2 protein-coding genes (1 of these 2 only partly in view) are annotated in these 20,859 nt (G+C 72.6%); both read right to left on the reverse strand.

Going from position 1 to position 20,859, the window contains the following annotated elements; all coding sequences use genetic code 11:
* Positions 1–19,414, reverse strand: the 5' portion of a protein-coding gene (locus tag Q9S36_RS27330) for an FG-GAP-like repeat-containing protein (protein ID WP_311287991.1). Its footprint begins 19,103 nt before the window's first position; 19,414 of the gene's 38,517 nt are visible here — the first part of the coding sequence; the start codon lies at positions 19,412–19,414; the stop codon falls past the left edge of the window.
* Positions 19,415–19,573: 159 nt separating this feature from the next.
* A complete protein-coding gene (locus Q9S36_RS27335; protein WP_311287992.1) occupies positions 19,574–20,857 on the reverse strand; it encodes a right-handed parallel beta-helix repeat-containing protein in 1,284 nt (427 codons plus the stop codon).
* Positions 20,858–20,859 lie beyond the last annotated feature (2 nt).

Genomic DNA, 20,859 nt, shown 5'->3' on the forward strand with positions numbered 1-20,859 from the left:
AGGTGAGCGCGATGCGGAACGCCTCGTCGTCGGGCGTGCCGTCGGGACGACGGTCGTCGGCTGTCGTGCGGTCGGTGAGCGTGGCGCCGAAGGCCTTGCCCGGGAAGAGTCTGGCGCCGCCGGAGGCGACGAAGATGACGCCGGTGAAGCCGGCGGTGGCGGTGCTGGGAGCCCCGGCGGCCGGGAAGCGAACCTCGAGACCCGAGACGCCGATGCGGATGTCGTCGAGTTCGAGGATCCCACCGAAGCTGATGGTGCGGTCCGGGGTCGACGGAGTCAGGGCGTTGGCCGCGTCGGGGGTGCCGGTGGTGGGGGGCAGTCCGTAGGCGAGCTCGGCAGTGCCGAGTTTGAAGCCGTCGCCGTAGACGGTGAGGCCCGGGATCACGCCGAGGCCGAGCGTCTGGTCGTTGTTGGCGGTGATGTTCGACGACGCGGCGGGGTCGTAGGGCCGCAGCGAGCCGGTGATGCCGAACGAGGGGAAGGTGATCGTGGCGGTGTTGATGCGCACGAGCTCCTGGTCGGCCGGAGCGTTGGGATCGTAGTTCACCCGGATGCCGGTGGCCTGCAGCCGGGCGACGTTCGGGATCTGGGCGTCGAGCGCGGCGACCTGCAGTCCCCACTTGCCGGTGAGGCCGATGTCGACGGTGCCGCCGAGGAGTCCGAAGACGTCGACGGCGAGCTCGAACGACCCCTGGATGCCGATCAGGTCGACCGTGACGCCGGAGTTGGTCTGCGCGGTGGAGGCGGCACCCGTGGTCGGGTTGCCGCCGAAGGCGAGGGACGCCCGCTGCACCCCGACGATGACCGAGACGAGGACTTTGCCGTCCGAGAACCCGAACCCGCCGAGGCCGACCGTCGGGCCCTGCAGGGTGAGCGGTCCGAGCGCGATCGGCCCACCCTCGGTGCGCTCGCCGACCGTGCCGGCCGTGACGGCGAGCGCGAGGGCCTGCACCCCGTTGTACGCGGGTGTCGTGCCCGCCGCACCGGCGGCCACCGCGCCCGGCGTCATCGTCAGGGTGATCGATCCCGTGCCGGTGAACAGGCCCAGGGTGTTGTTCGGGTTCTTGTCCTTCAGGAAGTAGCGGTACGTGACGCTCGTGGCCCCCGCCGCGGCACCGGCGATGAGCAGCGGGGCACCGAGCAGGATCGGGGTGCCGTTGCTGTCGAGGGCGACGTCGCCCAGCAGGCCCGACAGCCGGAACGGGGCGACGGTCTCGAGCGTGCTCTTGATGATCGGCGCGGCGACGTCGCCGGCGGTCGCCGGCACGGAGGTGTACACCACGTCGATGTAGCCCTGCGCGTTGAGCTGGGTCTGGCTGATGCTCGGGGTGACGAGGGAGGCGACCGGACCGGGCTTCTGCCCGGGCGCGGTCGGGCTGAAGAGGTAGAACGTCTCGCTCTCGGCGACCAGAAGGGCAGCCCCGCCGGCGGTCGTGACGGCGCCGTCGACGAAGCGCACCGTCACGATCGTCGTCGTCGGCAGCACGGCGCCACCCGGCGCGCTGACGGTGTAGCGCCAGGTGTTGGCTTTGCCCGCCACCGGCGCCGGGGTGCCCACGGTCCAGGTCCCGCTCACGCCGGCCGCGGTGACCTCGATCGCCGGGGCGCCGGTCGTGACGGACGCGGTGTCGATCAGACCCTCCGACGGGGTGAAGGTGACGTCGATCGTGGTGACGGGCCCGGTGAGCACGGCGCCGCGCAGCGGTGCGGCCAGGTCGCCGCTCACGATCGCGGGCGGGGTGGTCGAGCTCGCGAACGTGGGCGCGGTGGTGGGGGCGATCGCGAACGACGTGACCCTGAAGGTGCCCAGCTGGAAGCCGGTCTGGGGCGAGACCGAGAACGTCGCGAAGCCGGCGAGGCTGGCGATGTTGCGGCCGCCGGCGGTGACGAGGATCTTGGCGTCGAAGAGCGCGAGGTCGAGCGTGCCGTTCGGCTGACGGTTGACCCGCAGCGAGCCGCCCAGGGTGACGGGGCCGGCGGCGATGACGACTCCGGTCACCGCGAACGAGAACGCACCGGCGGCGATCGGGCCGCTCATCGTGCCGACGGTCGGGAGGGCGAAGGATCCCGAGGTGGCGGTGCTGACCTGGAACGACACGGTCCCCGAGATGTCCAGCCCGTCGAGACCGAGGAAGGCGATCGTGCCGGTGGCGCGCAGCGCCCAGCCGTCGGCGGCCGTCGCGCCGCGGATGAACTCCACGGTGGCGTTGCGGATGAGCACGCCGATCGCGTCGGGGTTGGCGCCGCCGCCGGGGAGCTTGGACGGGCCCGAGCCGATGAAGATCTCCAGACCCGATCCCGAGAACGTGTCGCCGCTGATGGCGAACTCGCCGGCGCGGATCTCGAGGACGTCCCCGAAGCTGAAGTCGAGGTCTTGGACGATGAAGCGGAAGGTCGGGGTGGCGGGCAGGTCGATGGTGAGGGTCTCGCCGCCGAGCAGGATGGACTGCTCGACCGCGACACCCGTGGTGTTGATGGTGAAGCCGACCGACGCGTTGAGCGCGAAGGATCCCGCGGCGGTCTTGGCGGTACCGGTGATGATGCCGGCGACGCCGCCGGTGGTGGTCACCGTCGCCGGGTCGGCGTCGGTGGTCGCAAGCGGTGGGAAGACGACCAGGAAGCCGCTGCCCGAGACGATGCCGGGGTTGGTGCCGCCGATGCTCGCGGTCTCGCTGAGGGTCACGTTCGCCAGGGCGATCTTCGATACCGCGGTGGCCCCGCTGCCGATGCGCTCGAAGGCGAAGTCCGCGGTGATGGTGACACCCGAGATGGCGACGGCGATGTTCTCGGCGGCGACCCGCAGGAACGGTCCCTTGGGCAGCGTGAGGACGCGGACGTTCGGCTGCAGGACCACCTGGTTGCCGTTGGTCTTCCACGTGACGGTGTAGACGTTCCCCACCTTGACGACGCCGACGCGGTCGGTTGCGGCATCCGTGTCGAGCAGTCCCTCGACGGCGGCGTCGACGACGGCGGCCGAGGCGTCGAAGGCGAGCGGGGCGCTGATCTCGCTCTGCTCGATCGTGCCGTTGCGGTTCGCGTCGATCGCGAGGGTGAACGTGCCGCTGGGGACGCCGACCGTGATCGTCTGGACCTCGGGGGTTCCGGCGGTGCCGTCGGCGGTGGTGGCGACGCTCACGCCGGCGAAGGCGAGGATCTCGCTCACGGTCACGCCCTGACCGGCTACCTGGAGGGTGTTCAGCTGCAGGGTGAGCTGCGCGGTGATGGTGATGGGGAGCCCGCGCAGGTCGACATCCCCGGCGATCTCGCCCGCCATGCCGGTGGGGGTGATGAGGAACGCGCCGTTGCCGCCGGAGAGGTAGAGCCCGACGTCGTTGGGTGTGGCATCGCCGTCGGCGTCGATGCCGTCTCCGCCGTCGTCGCCGAGGAAGATCTCGACCTCGGTGAAGGCCAGACGGACGATCTTCGCTCCGGTCGCCGTCCTGCGCTGCTCGAACATCACGACGCCGCGGAGCGTCTGGTCGAGAATCACGATCTCGGCGGGGTCGCCGGGAAGACCCACCTGCACCAGCATCGTGTTGCGGGCGATCGTGATGGTCTGGGTCGCGCCGCCGATCACCACGTCGCGCGAGACGTCGGCGGTGGTGTTGTTGATCTTGACGATGACGTCGGCGTCGATGGTGACGTCCGGCACCACGTCGGGGTTGAGTGCGATGCCGGCCACGAACGCGGCGGCGATGCCGCTGCGGGTGACGAGAATGGTGCCCGAGGCGACGGTGACGGTCACATAGGTGCGGGTGCCGTCGCCGAGTTCCAGCCGCACGTCGGCGAGCGCGATCGTGATCTCGCCGGTCGTGCTGTTCTTGGCGAACGCGAAGTCGCCGGTGAGGCGCTGACCTGCCACTTCGAGGGCGATGTCGAGGCCCGCCACGGCGATGCCTGGGGCGATGTCGACCCCGTTGACGGCGCGCGTGGCGGCCAGGGTGTTGATCTGCACCTGGAGGGTGCCCTCGAAGCTGACGCCGGGGATCAGCAGCTCGATCGTGGCCTCGAGTCGTCCGGCGATGCCGCCGGCGGTCGTCGAGGTCTTGCCGATGATGTCGAACGCGCCCGAGCCGTCGCGCACGATGACCACGTCGCGGTCGCCGGTGCCCAGCCGCAGCCCGACCTTGGCGAAGCGGATGCGCTGGGTGGTGACGTCGTCGCCGGTGGCGAGCGTCAGGTCGGCCCCGATGTGGGTGACCTTCTCGTACGACACGTCGGCGGTCAGCTGCTGGCCGGCGATGGTGAGGGCGAGGCCGGTCACCGACACCTTCAGGTACGGTCCCGCCGGCAGCGCCAGGGTGAAGGTGTCGCCGCCGACGACGAACTGCTCGCTCACGGCGACGGGGACGAGCTTGCCCGCGACCGTCCGCCGCATGTTGCTGATGTCGACGCCGACGGTGGCGGATGCCTGGAGCCCTGCGCCGAGGCGGATCGACGCGGTCGCCGAGATGGAGCCGCCGAATCCCTCGCCCGTGAGGAGCAGGAGCGCGGTTCCGCCGGAGAGGCGCAGCCCGACGTCGTCGGTCTGGTCGACCGTGGTCCCGCCGTCGTCGCCGACGAACAGCGCGACGTTCGTGGCGGCGATGCGCAGCACGTTCACGTCGTCCGTGGTGCCGGCGCGACCGTCGGGACCCGATCCGCGGACCTGCTCGAACTGGAAGGTGCCCGAGATCGTCTGCTCGAAGACCGTGATGGCGCCCGTGACCGAGACCTTCACGAAGCGGCCGGCCGGCAGGTTCACGGTCAGCGCGCCGACGGTGGTGTTCACCGCGGTCGGTGCGGTGTTCACCTGCAGACGCACGGCCAGGCCCGACCCGAGGGAGAAGGGGATGCCGGAGAGCCCGACGAGGGCCACCGACGCGGACACGTCGATCGCCATGCCGGTTGCGGTGAGAAGGAAGGCACCGGTGCCGTTCGTCAGCCGAACCCCGACGTCGTCCGCGTCGCCGGGGCCCTTGGCGTCGCCGAGGAAGATCGACACGGCCGTCGCCGACACCTTCACGACGCGCGCGGTGCCGGCGCCGGCCTGCTCGAAGGTGAAGTTGCCGCGGAGCTGCTGACCTGCCACGTCCAGCGCCAGACCGGTCGCGGTGATCGAGAACAGCGAGGTCGCGGTGTCGACCGTCAGCTGCATCGTGGCCGAGGCGCTCACGCCGGGCACCGTGAGGGCGACGGTGCCCGAGATCGTCCCCGACATGCCTGCGGTGGCCAGAGTGAGCGTGCCCGCTCCCCCGGTGAGGGTGAGGATGTCGGTGCCCCCGCTGCCGATCCGCAGCGAGACATCGGCCAGGACGATCGTGGTGGTGGTGCCCGAGCGTTCGAACGAGATGTCGCCGGTCAGGGACTGCCCCGCGATCGCGAGCACGATCCCGCGCCCGCCCACGCGCACGTACGTGCCGGCCGTGAGGTTCAGCGAGACGGTGCGACCCCCGAGGGTGACGGCCTCGGTGACCTGGGCTCCCGTGCCGTTCATCGTGAGGAAGAAGGAGCCGCTGATGGTGACGCCGGCAGGCAGCAGGCTCCCGAGGTCGAGCGTTCCGGCCAGCGACATCGCCATGCCCGCGGGAGCGAGGACGATGAGTCCGTCGACGCCGGTGAGCAGCGGGTCGTCCTCGCCGAGGGCGACCCGTCCGCCGGAGATCGCGATGACGGTGCGGGTGACGCCGGCGGCGTTGCTGGTCTGCTGGAACGACACCGACGCCGTCAGCGAGATGTCGCCGAGGTCGAGGAGGATGCCCTCGCCCACGATCCGCAGATACGGTCCGGCCTCGAGGCGCGTGGCTGCGGCATCCGAGAGGATCACCGCCTGCCCGGAGCGGTTGATCTCGAGACGCAGCGCGTCCGCGCCGACCGTGATCGACCCGCCGAGCGAGATGGTCGCATCCGTGATCTCGAGGATGCCGGCCAGACCCGCCAGGCCGATCTGCAGGGTTCCGTCGAGCGTCAGTTCACCGATGGGGTCGCCGAAGTCCGCCGTCGCGGCGACCTCGATGTCGATGATCCGCACGCCCGCGGCCGTGGTGCGCTGGGTGAATCCGATCTCCCCCTCGGTGAGGAGGAACCCGCCGATGTCGACGGTGATGCCGGTCCCCTGGATCGAGAAGGTGGGAGTGAGCCCGCCGCGCGTGTCGACGCTGACGGCGAAGTCGCCCGTCACCTCGATGCCCGGCAGCGTCACCGCGACAGTGCCCGCGATCTCGCCGTGGATTCCGCCCGCGGCCAGGGTGAACTCTCCCGTGCCGCCGGTGAGGGCGACGAACTCGCGGGTCCCGTCGCCGAACGACGCCCGGGCGCCGGTGACGGTGATCACCGTCGTCGCCGTGAGGCCGCTGCCGGACTGCTCGAACGAGAAGGAGCCCGAGAGGCGCTGACCGGCGACGAGGATGGCCACGTCGGTGCCGTCGACGCGAAGGTACGGTCCGGCGGGGAGGGCGATTTCGACCGTGGCGCCGTCGAGCTCGAACGTGCGGTTCACTGCGGGGCCGGAGTTGACGGCGATGGTGAAGGTCCCGCTGAAGCGCACCGCGTCGCCCGGGACGACGAAGGTGACGGTTCCGCCGACGCGGCCGGCGATGCCGTCGGCGGTCATCACGAAGACCGCCGAGCCGTCCGTGAGGCGGACCCCGGCGGTGGCGGTGCCGAGCTGCAGGGTGAGTGCGGAGGCGATCAGCACGGTCGTCGTGGGTGCCGGGGTGCCTGCGGGAGCCCCCGCGGCGACGGGTCCGCGCACCTGCGAGAAGACGAAGACGCCGCCGAGGCTCTGCCCGGCCACGGTCAGAGCCGCGGGCATGGCGAGCGTGCCGACCTGGACCCGCACGGACCCGGCGGGCAGGACGACGCCCTGCACCGTGCGCGGGGTGGTGGCGGTGTTCAGCTGCAGCCGGACGTCGCCGGTGAGGGCGAACTGGTCGCCGGCGTTGAGCGTCAGCGTCGCGGTGAGCACGGTGGCCAGACCGGTCGGGGTGAGCTCGAGCTCTCCGGCCGCGATGGTCGCGACGGCCACGCCGTCGCCGAGGCTCAGGGTGAGGGGGGCTCCGCCGTCGCGCGCGGACGAGCCGAAGCGGATGCGCAGTCCGCCGCCGGCGAGCGTCTCGATCGCGAAGGTGCCGGTGAGCTCCTGCCCGGCGACGCCGAGGACCAGGTCGCCGATCACCAGGATGTGAGGTGCGCCCGCCGCGCCTTCGGCGACGGTCACCGCGTCGTCGCCCGAGCCGAGGACCTGCTCGCTGGTCGTCTCGTTGTAGTACACCCATGCGGTGCCGCCGAGGGTGACCCCGGGGATGCCGACGAGCGCGACCGTGCCCGAGATGGCCACCACGCGGCTGCCGGCGGTGCCCTTGGCGTAGCCGTTGACGCCGGTGAGGTACAGGCCGGTGGCGAAGGGGTTGACGGCCCCGCCGTCGATGAACCCGGGACCCTGGCCGACGAAGACCGTGAGGTCCGAGACGGTGACCTCGGCGCCCGCGAAGCTGATGGTTCCGATGATCTCCACGAAGTCGCCGAGCTTGATCGACCCCGAGACGCTGACGGCCACGTACGCACCGGACGCGTCGGCGACCTCGGCGGCGGTGAACAGCAGCGGGACGGCGATCCCGCCGACGAGGATGGTCTGGTCGATGGCATCGGGAGTGCCGTTGTAGCGCACCGAGAGGGTGGCGTCGGCGTCCAGACCACCGCCGGCGACCGCCACGGCGCCAGAGAAGAAGCCGGCGATGCCGTTCGCGGTCAGGAGGAACGCACCGGTGCCGTCGGTGATGCCGACCGCGCTGGTCTCGCCTTCGGGGACGAGTGAGACCGAGACGTCGGCGAAGGCGATCGTGGTGACGCTCGACGGCGCGCCGGCGAGGTAGCGGACGCCGCCGGCGGTCGCGAGGACGATGTCGAGGTCGTCGCCGGCGTCGAAGCGACCGACGGCCAGCGCGGTGCCGGCCACCGCACTCAGCGTGACCGCCGACCGGAAGCCGAGCCATTCGCCACCGACGCCGGCGCCTCGGTTCAGCTGGAGGAGCACGCCCGCGGTGGTGGCCAGGACGATGTCGAGGCGCCCGTCGCCGTCCATGTCGGCCAGCGCGATCGCGTCGGCGACCGGCGAAGCCGACGAGACCGGTGCGGCGGGCGACAGTCCGCCCCAGGTGCTCACGCCGCCCGTCGTGGTGAATCCGGCGTTGCGGTGCACCTGCACCGGGGCGCCGTTCATGGTGACGACGAGATCGCGGAAGCCGTCGCCGTCGACGTCGCCGACGGCCGCGTCCGTCGCCGCCGCCGTGTTGGCGAGGGTGAGAGGCGCGGTGTACGCGGTCCAGGCGGCCCCCGAGCCGCCGGCGTTGACGTACACCGCGTGCGGGGCACCGGCGTTGACGACCACGAGGTCCGGGAGGTCGTCGCCCGTGAGGTCGGAGAGCAGCACCGACACCGTGCCGGTGTGGGCGAGGGTCAGCGACGGTGCGGCGGCGAACCCGGTGGGGGTCGCGCGGAAGACGAGCGCTCCGGTCGTCGCGCCGACGACGATGTCGGTCCGTGCGTCGCCGTCGACGTCGGCGACGGCCACCGCGGTGGCGCCGGCGGTGTTCAGCGTGATCCCCGCGGCGAAGGAGCCGCCGAGATTCTCGTACACCGCCGATGTCGTCCCCCGGACGACGATGACGTCGAGGAGGGCGGAGCCGCGGACGTTCGCCAGCGCGAGGGCGGTGGTCGTGCCGCTGCCGGCGGTGAAGGTCGCGGCGGGAGTCGCCGTGAAGACGTCGGACAGCGAGACGGGGATGCCGGGTGCGCCGGTTCCGAGGTGGAGCGCCGCCCCGGTGGCGGTGGCGGTCAGCAGGTCGGCGCGGCCGTCGCCGTTCACGTCGCCGGTGGCGACGACGAGGCCCCCGGTGAACGTGCCCGAGAGCGTCGTGACGCCCGGTGTCCGCGAGCGGCTCAGCAGGAAGTCGCCCGAGAAGGCGGGTCCGCCGGTGACGCCGAGGACGCCGCCGGTGATCGCGACGTGGAGGAAGGGCCCGGCCGGAACGTCGATGCCGAGGTCGGTGCGGCGGACGGCTGCGGAGGTGGTGTTGACGGCGAACTCGACGTCGCCGCCGATCGTGATGCCGGGCAGCGTGAAGATCCCGGTGGTGCTGCCGGTGAAGCTCGCCGCGACCCCGCGCGAGGAGACGAGCATGGCACCGGACCAGGCGTGGGCGGCGGTGATGTCGACGAAGGTCCCCAGCCGGAGGGTGAGGTTGGTCACCGCGAGCGCCGTCTCACCCGAGGGTGTGCGGCTGATGAGGATGCGGTCCGCGCCGAGCGTCTGTCCGGCGACGGTGAGGCTCGCGGCGGTGACCTCGACCTTGAACCCGGGACGGACGACGGTCTCGTCCGGGCCGCCCGGGTCGAGGGTGACGTCGGCGGCGCCGGAGTTGATCTGCACCGCGACGGCGCCCGAGACCGCGAGGCCGGGAACGGTGACGGCGAGGACCGCCGAGACCGACCCCGCCATGCCGGTGCCGGTGAGTCGGAAGGCGCCCGAGATCTGAGTGGCGCTCACCAGCGGCGCACTCGGAGTGCCGAAGCGGACGACACCGTCGGTGATCGTGAGGGTGAGGACCCCGGCATCCTTGACGATCTCGATGTCGCCCGAGAGGGTCTGGCCCGCCACCCCGATCGCGACGCCGGTTCCGGCGATGCGCAGGTAGCCGCCGGCGCCGCCGGCCGGGAGGTCCACGGTCACGGTGCCGTCGCCGACCCGCACCGTCTCGGTCACCCTCGCGGCGGTGGTGTTGATCTCGAGCGCGAGGGTGCCGGTGAGGACGACGCCGGGCACTCCCGACAGGGCGACCGTGCCGCTGACGCGCCCGGCAAGCCCGCCGGTGCCCGGCAGCACGAACAGGGCCTCGCCGCCGGTGAGGCTGAGCCGCGCGGCACCGGCGGTGAGCGCCAGCTGCACCCGCGCGAGCGCGATGCGGGTGAGGGTGGTGTCGTCGGTGCCGCCGGGGACGCCGTCGGCACCGTAGGACGTCGCGCGCTCGAACGCCACGTCGGCGGTGATGGCCTGTCCGAGCATTGTCAGCACGACTCCGGTGCCTGCCAGCCGCAGGTACGGCCCGGCCGGCAGGGCGAGAGCGACCGTGCCGTCGCCCACCTGGATCGTCTGGCTGACGGCGGCGCCGGTCGTGTTGACCTGCAGTTCGAGGGCACCCGCCAGGGTGAACGGTGCACCGTCGGCGACGGCGATGCTCACCGTCAGCGACCCGGCGATGCCCGAGCCGTCGAGGACGAAGAGGCCTGTGCCGTTCGTCGCCGTCAGGGGCCCGAGAGTGAGCGTGACATCGGCGAGGCCGATGCGGACGACGGTGGCGCCGGTGCCGGTGGCGACGCGCTCGAAGACGAGGTCGCCGGTGAGGGTCTGCCCGAGGACGGTGATCTGGAGGTTCTCGCCGCCCACGCGGACCACGCCTGCGGGCAGCGGCGTCGTCCAGCCCGCCACGGTCTGCTCCGTTGCGGTGGTGTTGAAGGCGATCGTGACCGCGCCGGTGACCGCGATACCGGGAACGGTGACGATCACGTCGACGGCGATGGCACCATAGGTGCCGGCGGGGGCCAGGACGATCGTGGCCGTGGAACCCGCCTGCTGGGCGAGCTCGACGATGGGAGCGGCCCCGCCCAGGACGAGACGCGCGTTGCGCAGGGTGATCTCGGTGGCGCCGGCGTCATCGACGATCTCGACGTCGGCGGTGAGCTGCTGGCCCGCGATGGTGAGGACGATGCCGGTTCCGGCGATCCGCACGTAGGGGCCTTCGGGCAGCACGAGTTCGAGGGTCTCGCCGCCGACCTGGAACGTCTCGTCGATGTCGGTGACCACGGTGCTGATCTCGACGACGAGGTCGCCGGTGAGGCTGACCTGCGGTACCGCGAAAGCGACGCTGCCGGTGATGCGACCGGCGACGCCGGCGTCGCTGACGAGGAGGAGCGCGGCGCCGTCCGAGAGGCTGACCGCTCCCCCGGCGAGGCTCAGCTGCACGCTCGTCGCGGCGATCCGCAGCACCGACCGGCCCGCGTCGGGGATGCCCGTGGCGGGGTCGAGCGCGGTGACCTGCTCGATCGCGACGTTCGCGGCCAGTGACTGGCCATTCACCGTCAGGGTGAGGCCGGTTCCCTCGAAGCGGATGAACGGACCGGCGGCCAGATCGAGCGATCGCGTGGCGGTGCCGACGAGAACGGATGCCGTCACACGGGCGGCGGTGGTGTTGAGTGCGAGCGAAAGGGAACCGCTCAGGGAGGCGTCCGCGCCGAGACGGACCGAGACGGTGCCGTCGATGCGTCCCGCCAGCCCCGTGGCGGTGACGACGAGGATGCCGGAGCCGGCGCTCAGTCGCACACCGATGTCGTCGCTGACGTCCGCGGCCTCGGCCCCCGGCGTGCCGCCGTCGTCGCCGATGAAGAGCGAGGCGTTGGCGAGACCGATCACCGTCGTGGTGACACCGCCGACGGAGGTACGCTCCACGGCGATGTCGGCGCGGATCGTCTGTCCGAGGAACGCCAGGTCGAGACCGGTGAGCGCGACCCGGACGTAGGGTCCGGCGGGGAGCGAGGTGCTGTCGACCGTGACCGACGCCGGGGCGGTGTTGACGGCGACGTCGGCCTCGACGTCGTCGATGCCCAGGGCGGCGATCGTCACGGTGGCGTTCAGGACACCGGCGATGCCGTCGGCGCGGACGAGGAGGTCGCCGGTGATCTCGCCGATCTGCACGGCGTCGCCGAAGACCACGGAGCCGTTGTCGACCGAGAGGGCGAGGTCGCCTCCGGACCGGTCGAAGCGGAAGTCGCCGCTCAGCGTTTGACCGCCGAACGCGAGCATCGCGCCGGTGACGGCGAACTCGGTGACGGCGTCGCCCGTCGCGAAGGTCACCGCGACGCCCGGCTCGGTGCTTCCGGGGATCTCGATGGTCTGGTTCACCGCCTGCCCGGTCGTGTTGACGCGCACGCTGGTGGTGCCGGTGAGGGTCACACCCGCGACGCCGACGAGGCTGACGGTGCCGGTGGCCACCAGGGCATGTCCGGATGCGGTCTCGACGAGTCCGATGGTCGCGCCGGTCAGCAGCACGCCCACCGCGAGGGGATTGAGCGCTCCCGAACTGAGGAAGGCCGGACCGCGGCCGAGGAAGATGGTGACGCCCGTGGCGGCCACGACCCGGACGGGAACGCCCCCGATCACGGTGTCGCTGAAGGTGATGTTGCCCTCGATGGTGACGAAGTCTCCGATGGTGAGGGTGAGGTCGGACGCGGAGAGGCTGAAGACGATGCCGCCGGGCGCGGGTGCCGGCAGCGTGAAGACGATGCGGGTGCCGCCGACGGTGAGGACGGTGTCGATGGCGTCGGCCGTGGTGTTCACCTGCAGCAGCACCGAGCCGTCGACAGCGACCGCGTCACCGCCGAGGGAGATGGCTCCCGACAGGAATCCGGCGACCCCTCCGCTGCGGATGAGGAAGGCGCCTTCGCCGTCGTACAGCGACGGGTCGGCGTCTCCGTCGAGTGTCACGTCGACGCCGGTCATGGCCACGACGATCTCGACCGCTCCTGCGGCATCCGTGGACCGGGTGAAGGCGAAGGAGCCCGAGATCGTGCCGGCGCCGGCGATGGTGGCCGTGAGCCCATCGACCTCGATGCGCAGGTACGGCCCGGCCGGCAGGACGCCGGTGCCCGGGTCGAGGGGACCGGGCGTGGTGTTGACGGCGACCGTGACTGTCGTCCCGGTGACCGAGACGAGGTCGGGCACGGTCAGGTCGGCGCTAGCGGTGACGCTGCCGGCGATGCCGGCCGCCGTGATGAGGAGGCTGCCGGTGATGGCCCGGACTTCGACATAGGGCGTCGCGCTGGGGCCGAGGTCGATGCTGCCGCCCGAAACGTCGACGCGGTACGACACCGCACCGGAGGTGACGGTGCGCGCGAACCAGACGGTGCCGGCGATGTCGATGCCTGCCACGCGGACGGTCAGGCTCGTGGCGCCGACGCGGATCGTGCCGGCGGCGATGCCGTCGTGCGCCGAGGCGGCATCCGTGTTGATCTCGACGGTGAGGCTTGCGGCGGTGATGCTCACGCCGGGGACGGCGAGAGCGGGGGCCCCGCTGAAGGTGCCCCAGATCCCGGATGCGCCGGCGGTCAGCGTCGCGGTGATGCCGGTCAGGGTGGCGACGCCGTCGCCGAACACGAGCGAGCCCTGCGTGACCGCGATGGTGGTGGCGGTGGCATCCCGGGTGACGACCACGGTGCCGGTGAGGCGCTGTCCCGCGATCTCGAGCACGATGTCCGAGCCGGCCACCCGCAGGTAGCTTCCGCCGCCGGCGGGGAGGACGAGCGCCACGTCGGCGCCGCCGACGTTGACGGTGGTGTCCACAGCCGCGCCCGTGGTGTTGACCTCGACCGCCAGCGCGCCGGTGAAGCCGACGCCCGGCAGGGCGAGCGTGACGAGTCCGCTGATGCGTGCGGCGAGGCCGGCGGTGGTGACCACGAGGGCGCCGGTGGCCCCGCTCACCGCGAGGATCGTGGTGGACCCGGCGGTGAAGGTGAGTCTTCCGCCGGTGAGCGCCGCCCGAACGACGGTGGCGCCGGCGGCATCCACACCGCGCTCGAACGCGACGTCGACGGCGAGGGTCTGACCGCCCACCGTGATGACGGTGCCGAGCGCCTCGACGCGCAGGTACGGCCCGGCGGGGATCGCCCCGACCGCGGCGCTGCCGGTGTTGACCGCGACGGTCACGCCGGACGCGAAGGTGAATCCGGTGATGTCGGAGGACACGGTGGCCGACAGCCGGCCTGCGACCCCCGAGGCGCTGATCACGAGCGAGCCCGTCACGTTGTCGACGGCGAGGAGATCGGACGCGGCTTCCGAGAACGCGAACGCGCCGCCGCTCACCGTGATCTCGGTGCGCGTGACGCCGGCGACGCTTGTCCGCGCGACCGTGATCTCGTCGAAGGTCACGGACTGGCCGGCGAGCAGGAGCTCCACCGTGGATCCCGTCACGCGCAGGTGCGAAGCGCCCGCGGTGGTGTCGACCTCGAGGTCGAGGCCGCCCGAGAACGCGAAGCCGGGCACGGCGACCGTCAAGGTGCCGGCGAGGGTGGCCACCGTCGCGCCGGTCGTGCGGGTCCAGGTCAGGGTGCCCGAGCCGCCCGTGAACTGCGCGACCGGGGTCGCGCCCCCGAAGACGAGGGCGAGGTCGGACGCGGTCACGGCGTAGCCGGCGGTCGTGCGGGCGAACGCGAGGTCGCCCGTCAGCGTCTGGCCGAGCACGACGATGGTCAGTCCGGTTCCGCTGAAGGCGGTGAACGGGTCGCTCGCGCCGGCGACCTCCTCATCGGTGAACGCGATCGTGACGTCGCCGGACCCGTCTGCGAAGGCCACGGTCTCGTCGATCGCGGTGGCGAACCCGTTGATGCGTGCCCGGAAGTCGCCGGTGAGGGAGATGGCGTTCCAGCCGGTGAGCGAGACCGTTCCGCGAGCGTCGACGGCGACGTCGGTGCCCCCGCTCGTGGTCTCGACGTAGAGCGCGACCACCGCATCCGAGACGCGGAGCCCGTCGCCGAGGTCGAGCTCGAGGTTGCGTGCCACCGCGGCGATCGCGGTCCGCCCGGCGACGGTGTCGATCTCGATGCGTCCGGCGAAGGTCGCGTCCACGATGCCGGTGGCGACGACGGTGGCCGCGAGCGTTCCGGTGACTCCGGCGGCGGCGAGGACCAGATCGCCGGTGCCCTCGCTGAGGGCGACGACCTGATCGGTGCCCTCGCCGATCGTGGCCCGGAGCCCCGTGATCGCGAGGGTGGTGACCGCATCCTGCCGGGTGAGCCGCACCGCTCCGGTCAGCGTGGCGGTGCCGACGGTGATCGCCACGTCCGCCGAGACGGCGAGTCCCGCGGTGCCGTCGTACGTGAGGACCGCCGCCGTGAGCGCGAGCCCGGACCCGCCGGCGGTGAAGCCGACGGTGCCGCCGGTGACGCGGAGGTCGACGTCGCCGGTGTCGTCGCGGGAGACCAGCGAGAGCGAGCCGCCGGTGATCTGGACCTGGCCGCCGATCGTGGCGCTCACGCCGGCGGCGGTGAGTGTGAGATCGGAACCGGACTGGCTGAGGGTGGCGGCGGTCGCGCGGAGCTCGGCGATCTCGGTGCCGCCGGAACGGATCGAGATGCCGAAGTCGGTGTCAGGCGACACCGCGCCGGCGGTGATGAGCAGCGACCCGGCATCGAGGGTGGCGCCCTCGGTCAGCGTGTAGGTCCCCGACACAGCCGCCGTCGCCGTGATCGACAGGGCGCCGACCGTGAGGGCCAGCGCGAGGCCTGCCGAGATCGTCGCCGTGCCGCTGTACGACGGCCCGGCCGAGAGCGATCCGATCGACAGGGTGATGTCGGTGAGCGTCAGCGCATCGCCGAGGGCCAGGTCGCCGAGGTTCTCGGTGAAGGAGGCGTTCGCGAGGTACGCCTGCAGCTGCTGGACGATGAGTCCGAGGAGGCCGGCGAGCGGCGACCCCGCGACGTAGTCCGAGAAGTGCGGGAGCGCCGCGGTGAGGGTGCCGGTGCGGGCGTCGTACGTCGTGGCGATGGCCTGGAGCGCACCGTTCGGTGCGACGTACCAGATCCGCGCCCCCTGCACGGCGTCATCGACGGCGATGGTGAGGACGGGGGCGATGCGGAAGGTGGTGATCTCGGCGCCGGTGCGGGCGTCGTACGCGCGCAGGTCGTAGATCGCCGACGTGGTGAGCAGTCCCGCGACGCCGCTTTCGCGGGCGGTGATCGTGACCCAGGCGTCGGCGGGGAGGGATCCGGGGGCGAAGGTGAGGGTCGCGCCGCGGAAGGCGAGGGTTCCGCCGGTGGCGGCGGAGACGAGGATCGCTCCGGCAGGCGGCGTGATCGCCGGCTTCTGAGGGAGGGTCCCCTCGTCGAGGGTGAGGGATGCGCCCGGGTTCTGCAGGGCGACGGTGGCGGTGAGGCGGATGGCGGAGGTGGGGATGGACTGGTCTGTCGCAGCCGGAGGACCGCGGCCCGCCTGGATGTGCACGTCGTCGCCGGCGAAGACGGGGGCGTTGACCGCGACGACGGCACTGCGAGTGTGCAGCGGAACGATGACGACCTGGTCGACGGCGAGGTCGAGTCCGCGCCCCGTGGTGTTCGATCCCGTGGCGAGGGCGGTGAGCTCCACGGTGCCCCCGCTGCGCAGCGGCGCGTCGTCGAGGGCGAGTCCGGTTCCGAGGCCGACGGTGCTCGTCGCGGGGAGCACGGTCGCCGCGAGGCCCCGCACCTCCACGCCGGCGACGGTCGCGGTCAGAGCGGCGGCCGCGGCACCCGTCTCCGCCGCGCCGAGTGCGGCGAGCAGCCGCACGGGCGCCGCGACCGAACGAAGCGGTGTGGCGGCGGGGGCGGCGGTGGCCGCCGTCGTGGAGGTGCCGGTCGACACCATCCGCACGTCACCGGCGACGACGACGGCGCGCTCGAGGACGACGTGCACACGATGCGTCCCCAGGACCAGTGCAGCGCCGGCGCCGGTGGCGCGTGCCGAGGCGCGCTGGGTGGCGGTGAGGCTGAGGTGGCCGGTTGCGGTGAGGGGCGCGCCCGGCGCGGCGGCGGACGACGTGTCGGCGGTCGACGAGACGAGGGCCCAGCCTGCTCCCCCGTCCGCCAGCGCGGAGTGCCGGGTGGTGGCCGCGAGGGTCACATCGTCGGCTCCCGAGAGCGCGGCCCCGTCTCGGAGCGCACTGCCGGCGACGTCGCGGACGATGAGGGCGGCGACCCCGCCGGCGCCGAGGGCGCGGGAGGTCGCGGCGAAGTCGGACTCGGACGTCAGGTGCAGGTCGGCCGGGCCGACCTCGAGAGTCGCATCGGCGGCGAGGTGCGCGACGGTCTCGACGAATGCCCGTCCGATCGCGACCGACTGCGCATCGGGGTTCGCCGCCAGCGCGACAGCGGCGAGGTCGCCGGAAGCGCCGGAGGTCGCACCCCGCGCGCCGCGGGCGGTGACGTCGATCGTCCCGGTCGCGGCGGCGAGGATGAGGATCTCGGCGGCGCCGATGTGCTGGTCGCCGTCGATGACGGCGTGGGTGAGACGTGTGAGGTCGACCTCGGCGAGCGCGACGCCGATGTCGCTTCCTGCCGAGGCGGAGCCGGTGGCCCGGTTGCGCGCCTCGATGCGCACGACGCCCGAGGTGTCGATCGACGACGATCCGCCGATCCGGGTGACGGCGACCGAGGAGCCCTTGGCCACCGCCGACGATCCGGTCGCGACGAGGTCGGCGGCGGAATCGCTTCGGAGGGTGACGTCGCCGCTCGCGAGGACGTGGGAATCCACGAACGAGACCGTCGCCGTCGACGTCGCCCGCGCGCTGGTGGTGTTCGCCGAGGACGCCGACAGGGTGACGGTTCCCGCGGTCAGCGTCGATCCCGAGACGGTGACGGATGCCGCGGCGTCCGCCACCCCTGTGCGGAGGTCCTGCGCCATCAGAGTCAGGGCAGCCGAGCCGGTGTCGATGCGGGTTCCCCCCTCGACAGTGACGCTGCGACCCCGGACCGTGAGGTCGGCGCCCGGCAGCTCGAGGGCGCCGGCGAGCGAGACCGCCCCGGTGCTCTCGATGAGAGCGGCCAGCCGCGGCGCGAGGAAGCTGAGGCTCGCCACGAGGGTGTCGAGCGTCAGCCGCCCGTCGTCGCCGACGAGTCGAGCCGGCCCGGCGAGACCGGTGACCCGCAGGGTCTCGGCCACGCCGCGGATGGCGAGTGCGAGACCGGCGATGCCGGTGAGGTCGACGGTGAAGGCCGAGCCGTCGGTGCCCTGCACGACGACGCGCTCGAGGCCCGATGCGTCGACGCTCAGGGCTTCTCCCGACTTCGGGGTGAAGACGACCTTGCCTGCCATGAGTCGGAGCGAGCCGGCCTCGGCTCGCGCGGCCGAGAGGGTCAGGGTGGCGGTGCGGTCGGCTACCACCCATCCGGCCGCCGATGCGGTGGGCGCGGCGTCGGGCACCGAAGCGAGCGGTGCCGCCGACTCTTCCGGTGCGGAGGTGGTCTGGAAGCCGTCGAGTGCCGGGGACTCACCCTGCTCCGGGGTGACTTCAGACGTGGCTTCCGCGGTGACGTCGGCGGCGGTTTCGGCTTCGTCGGCCGGGGACCCGTCCGCGGTCTCGGATGCCGGAGCGTCGGCGGCCTCGGAATCGTCGGCCCCAGCGGGATCGGACTGCGGTTCGGACGGGGCGGGCTCGGGCTCGGGCTCGGGCTGCGGTTCGGGTTCGGGCTGCGGTTCGGGGTCCGGAGCCGGGGCCGGTGCCGGAAGCACGGATGCGTCCACGCCCCAGCTCTCACCGGGCGTGAGGGTCTCGTCCATCAGCCCGCCGCCGTGGCCGGCGCCGAGCGCGTGGCCGATCTCGTGGCGGACGACGGTGAGCAGGTCCATGCGGCCCCAGCCCCATCCGGCGGCGTCGTCGTCGATGACGATCGTGCGCCCGGAGGCGTGACCCAGCGTTGCGCCCGGCAGGGCGGCGACCGATGCCGAGATCCCCGACACGTCGGCACCGGCTGCGGCCCACTCCGAGGTCGCCTGGGCGACGGCCGATCCGAGCGTGCCGCCGTCGAGCAGCTGGTCGGGGCCGATCGGGTCTTCCGGCAGCGACGCCGCGGTCATGGCCTCCGCGTCTCCCCCGGGCCCCGCGGCGGTGTCCGTCGTGGACCCGCCCGTCGTCGTCCCGCCCGTCGTGGACCCGCCCGTCGTCGTCCCGCCCGTCGTGGACCCGCCGGGGGTCGAGGGCGCGGGAGTGGTGACTCCCACACCGTCGTCGCCCGAGATGGTGGCATCGCCACCGGCCATCGGGCACGAGATCGATGCGGGCTGGCCGTTGGTTCCGCCGACCGTCGTGCACTGGCTGGTCGAGAGCGCCTTCGCCAGCGCCTCGAGCGCCGCCTGCAGCTGCGCATTGGCCTTCGCCTGCGCTTCAGCGGCCTTCTGCGCAGCGGCACGGGCGGCATCCTGCTGCTGGCGCACCTGCTGCACGTACGTCACCTGCTCGGACTGCTGCTGCTGGACCCGCGCCTGCTGCTCGGCGAGCGCGCGCAGTCGCGCGGCCTCAGCCGCGAAGACGGCGTCGATCTCGGCACGCGCTTCGTCCCGCGGCAGGGTGGGGACGATGAGGATCTCCGCGTCGCGCAGATGGATGACGGTCGATCCGGGTTCGATGGTCTGGGGCTCCGGCGCCGGCGCGAGCGGCGCGGGACGCGACACGGGCACCGACGGGGCCGGGGCGTCGGCAGCCGCCGGGACGGCCCCCAGAGTGACGACCATCGCCGCTGCGACGATCGTCGCGAGCGCAGCGGTGCCGCGGCGCCACAGGTTCGTCGACGGGCGCGGCCCATCGGCGAAACGGACGCGGCGCGCTGCGCTGCGTCCCCTGTAATCCCGAATCGGCACCCGTGCCCCCAAGCCCGAGCCCGCGCATTGACCAGCCGTGTTGGCCGGTCCCCCCGCGCGGACGACAGCCGTGAGTATTGCACCTCATGGCGAACCTGTACAGAGGCTGTGCGAAATACTGCGTCGCCGTGTCGTTAGGCGACCGAACCACCTCGGGGTTTAGGATCCGCCGCGGGCCAGCTGACACTCGTTCGCACCCAGCGTGGGCGCGGCGGCATCCGAGATCACGATCCCGTAGGGGCTCGCAGCGCAGGTCGCGTCGCCGAGGAATCCGCCCGACGATCCCCCGAAGATCACGGCCGCCGATGAGGTTCCGCTGACGCGGAGTCCGTCGATGGCCGGCGCGGCGTCCGCATCGACCTGGACGCCGACGTCGCCACCCGAGATGGCGTTGTCCGCCCACGACGGATCTGCGGATCCCGTCGCGGCGAGCCCTACGCGGTTGTCGCGGAAACTGCTCGAGCCGACCGATCCGCCGGCCTCGTCGAGGAACAGCAAGCCGACCTCGCCGTTGTCGGCGAACGTCGACCCCTCGATGCTCACGCGATGCCCGCCCGCCACCGCGACGCCCGCCCAGCCGTTGCGGGCGAACACCGAGTCGGTGACTTCGAGCGTCGTCCCGCGGCCGGAGCCCTCGTCGCCCTGCGCCGACATGTAAACGCCTGCGCCGCCGGCGCCGCCTTCATCCGCCCGAGCTCCCGCGATCCGCACGTTCGACAGGGCGACGGATGCCGATGGCCCGGCGACCAGCCCCGAAGCGGGGTCATCGCCGACGAGCTCGAGCGTGAGGTTCTCCAGACGCACGAGCCCGCCGGTGGCGACGATGACGGCGGCGTCCGTCGCACGCGTGCGCAGCACGGTCGCGTCGAGGTCCGACCCCCGAAGCGTCACGGCGGTGAGCAGGACGAGGGTGCTGTCGAGGTCGATGGTGCCAGGGGGCAGCACGATGGTGGTCCCCTCGGCTGAACGCGCGAGGGCGTCTCGCAGGTCGTCCGTCGGGGTGAGCGCGCGCTCCCCCGCCTCCTGCTCGACCGTGCCGAGGATCGAGGCGGAGGCGCGACGCCACACCGCCTCGGCGACCGGGGTCGACGGCGCGATCGCGCCGAGTCCGTCGGCGAGCTCCGCGGCGAAGGCTTCGCGATCGCAATTCAGCCGGTCGCGGGCGCGGCGTGCGTCGGTCACCGCGGCGGTGAGGGGATCCTCGTCCTCCGCCTCCGGCCCGCCGTCATCCGGCGTCGTCGGCGGCTCGCCCGCGGCATCCGGCTCGTACCCGGCGGCCAACTCCGCTACGGCGTCGACGATGCCGGACACGGCATCGGTACATGCCTGTTCGAGAATCTCTTCCGGGATGCCGGCCTGCGTCGGATCTGCGGATGGTTGCGGACCGCACCCGGTGAGCACGCCGATGACCGCGATGAGGGCGACAGCGCGGGCGAGGTTCACAC

The organism is Microbacterium sp. ARD31 (assembly GCF_031844425.1).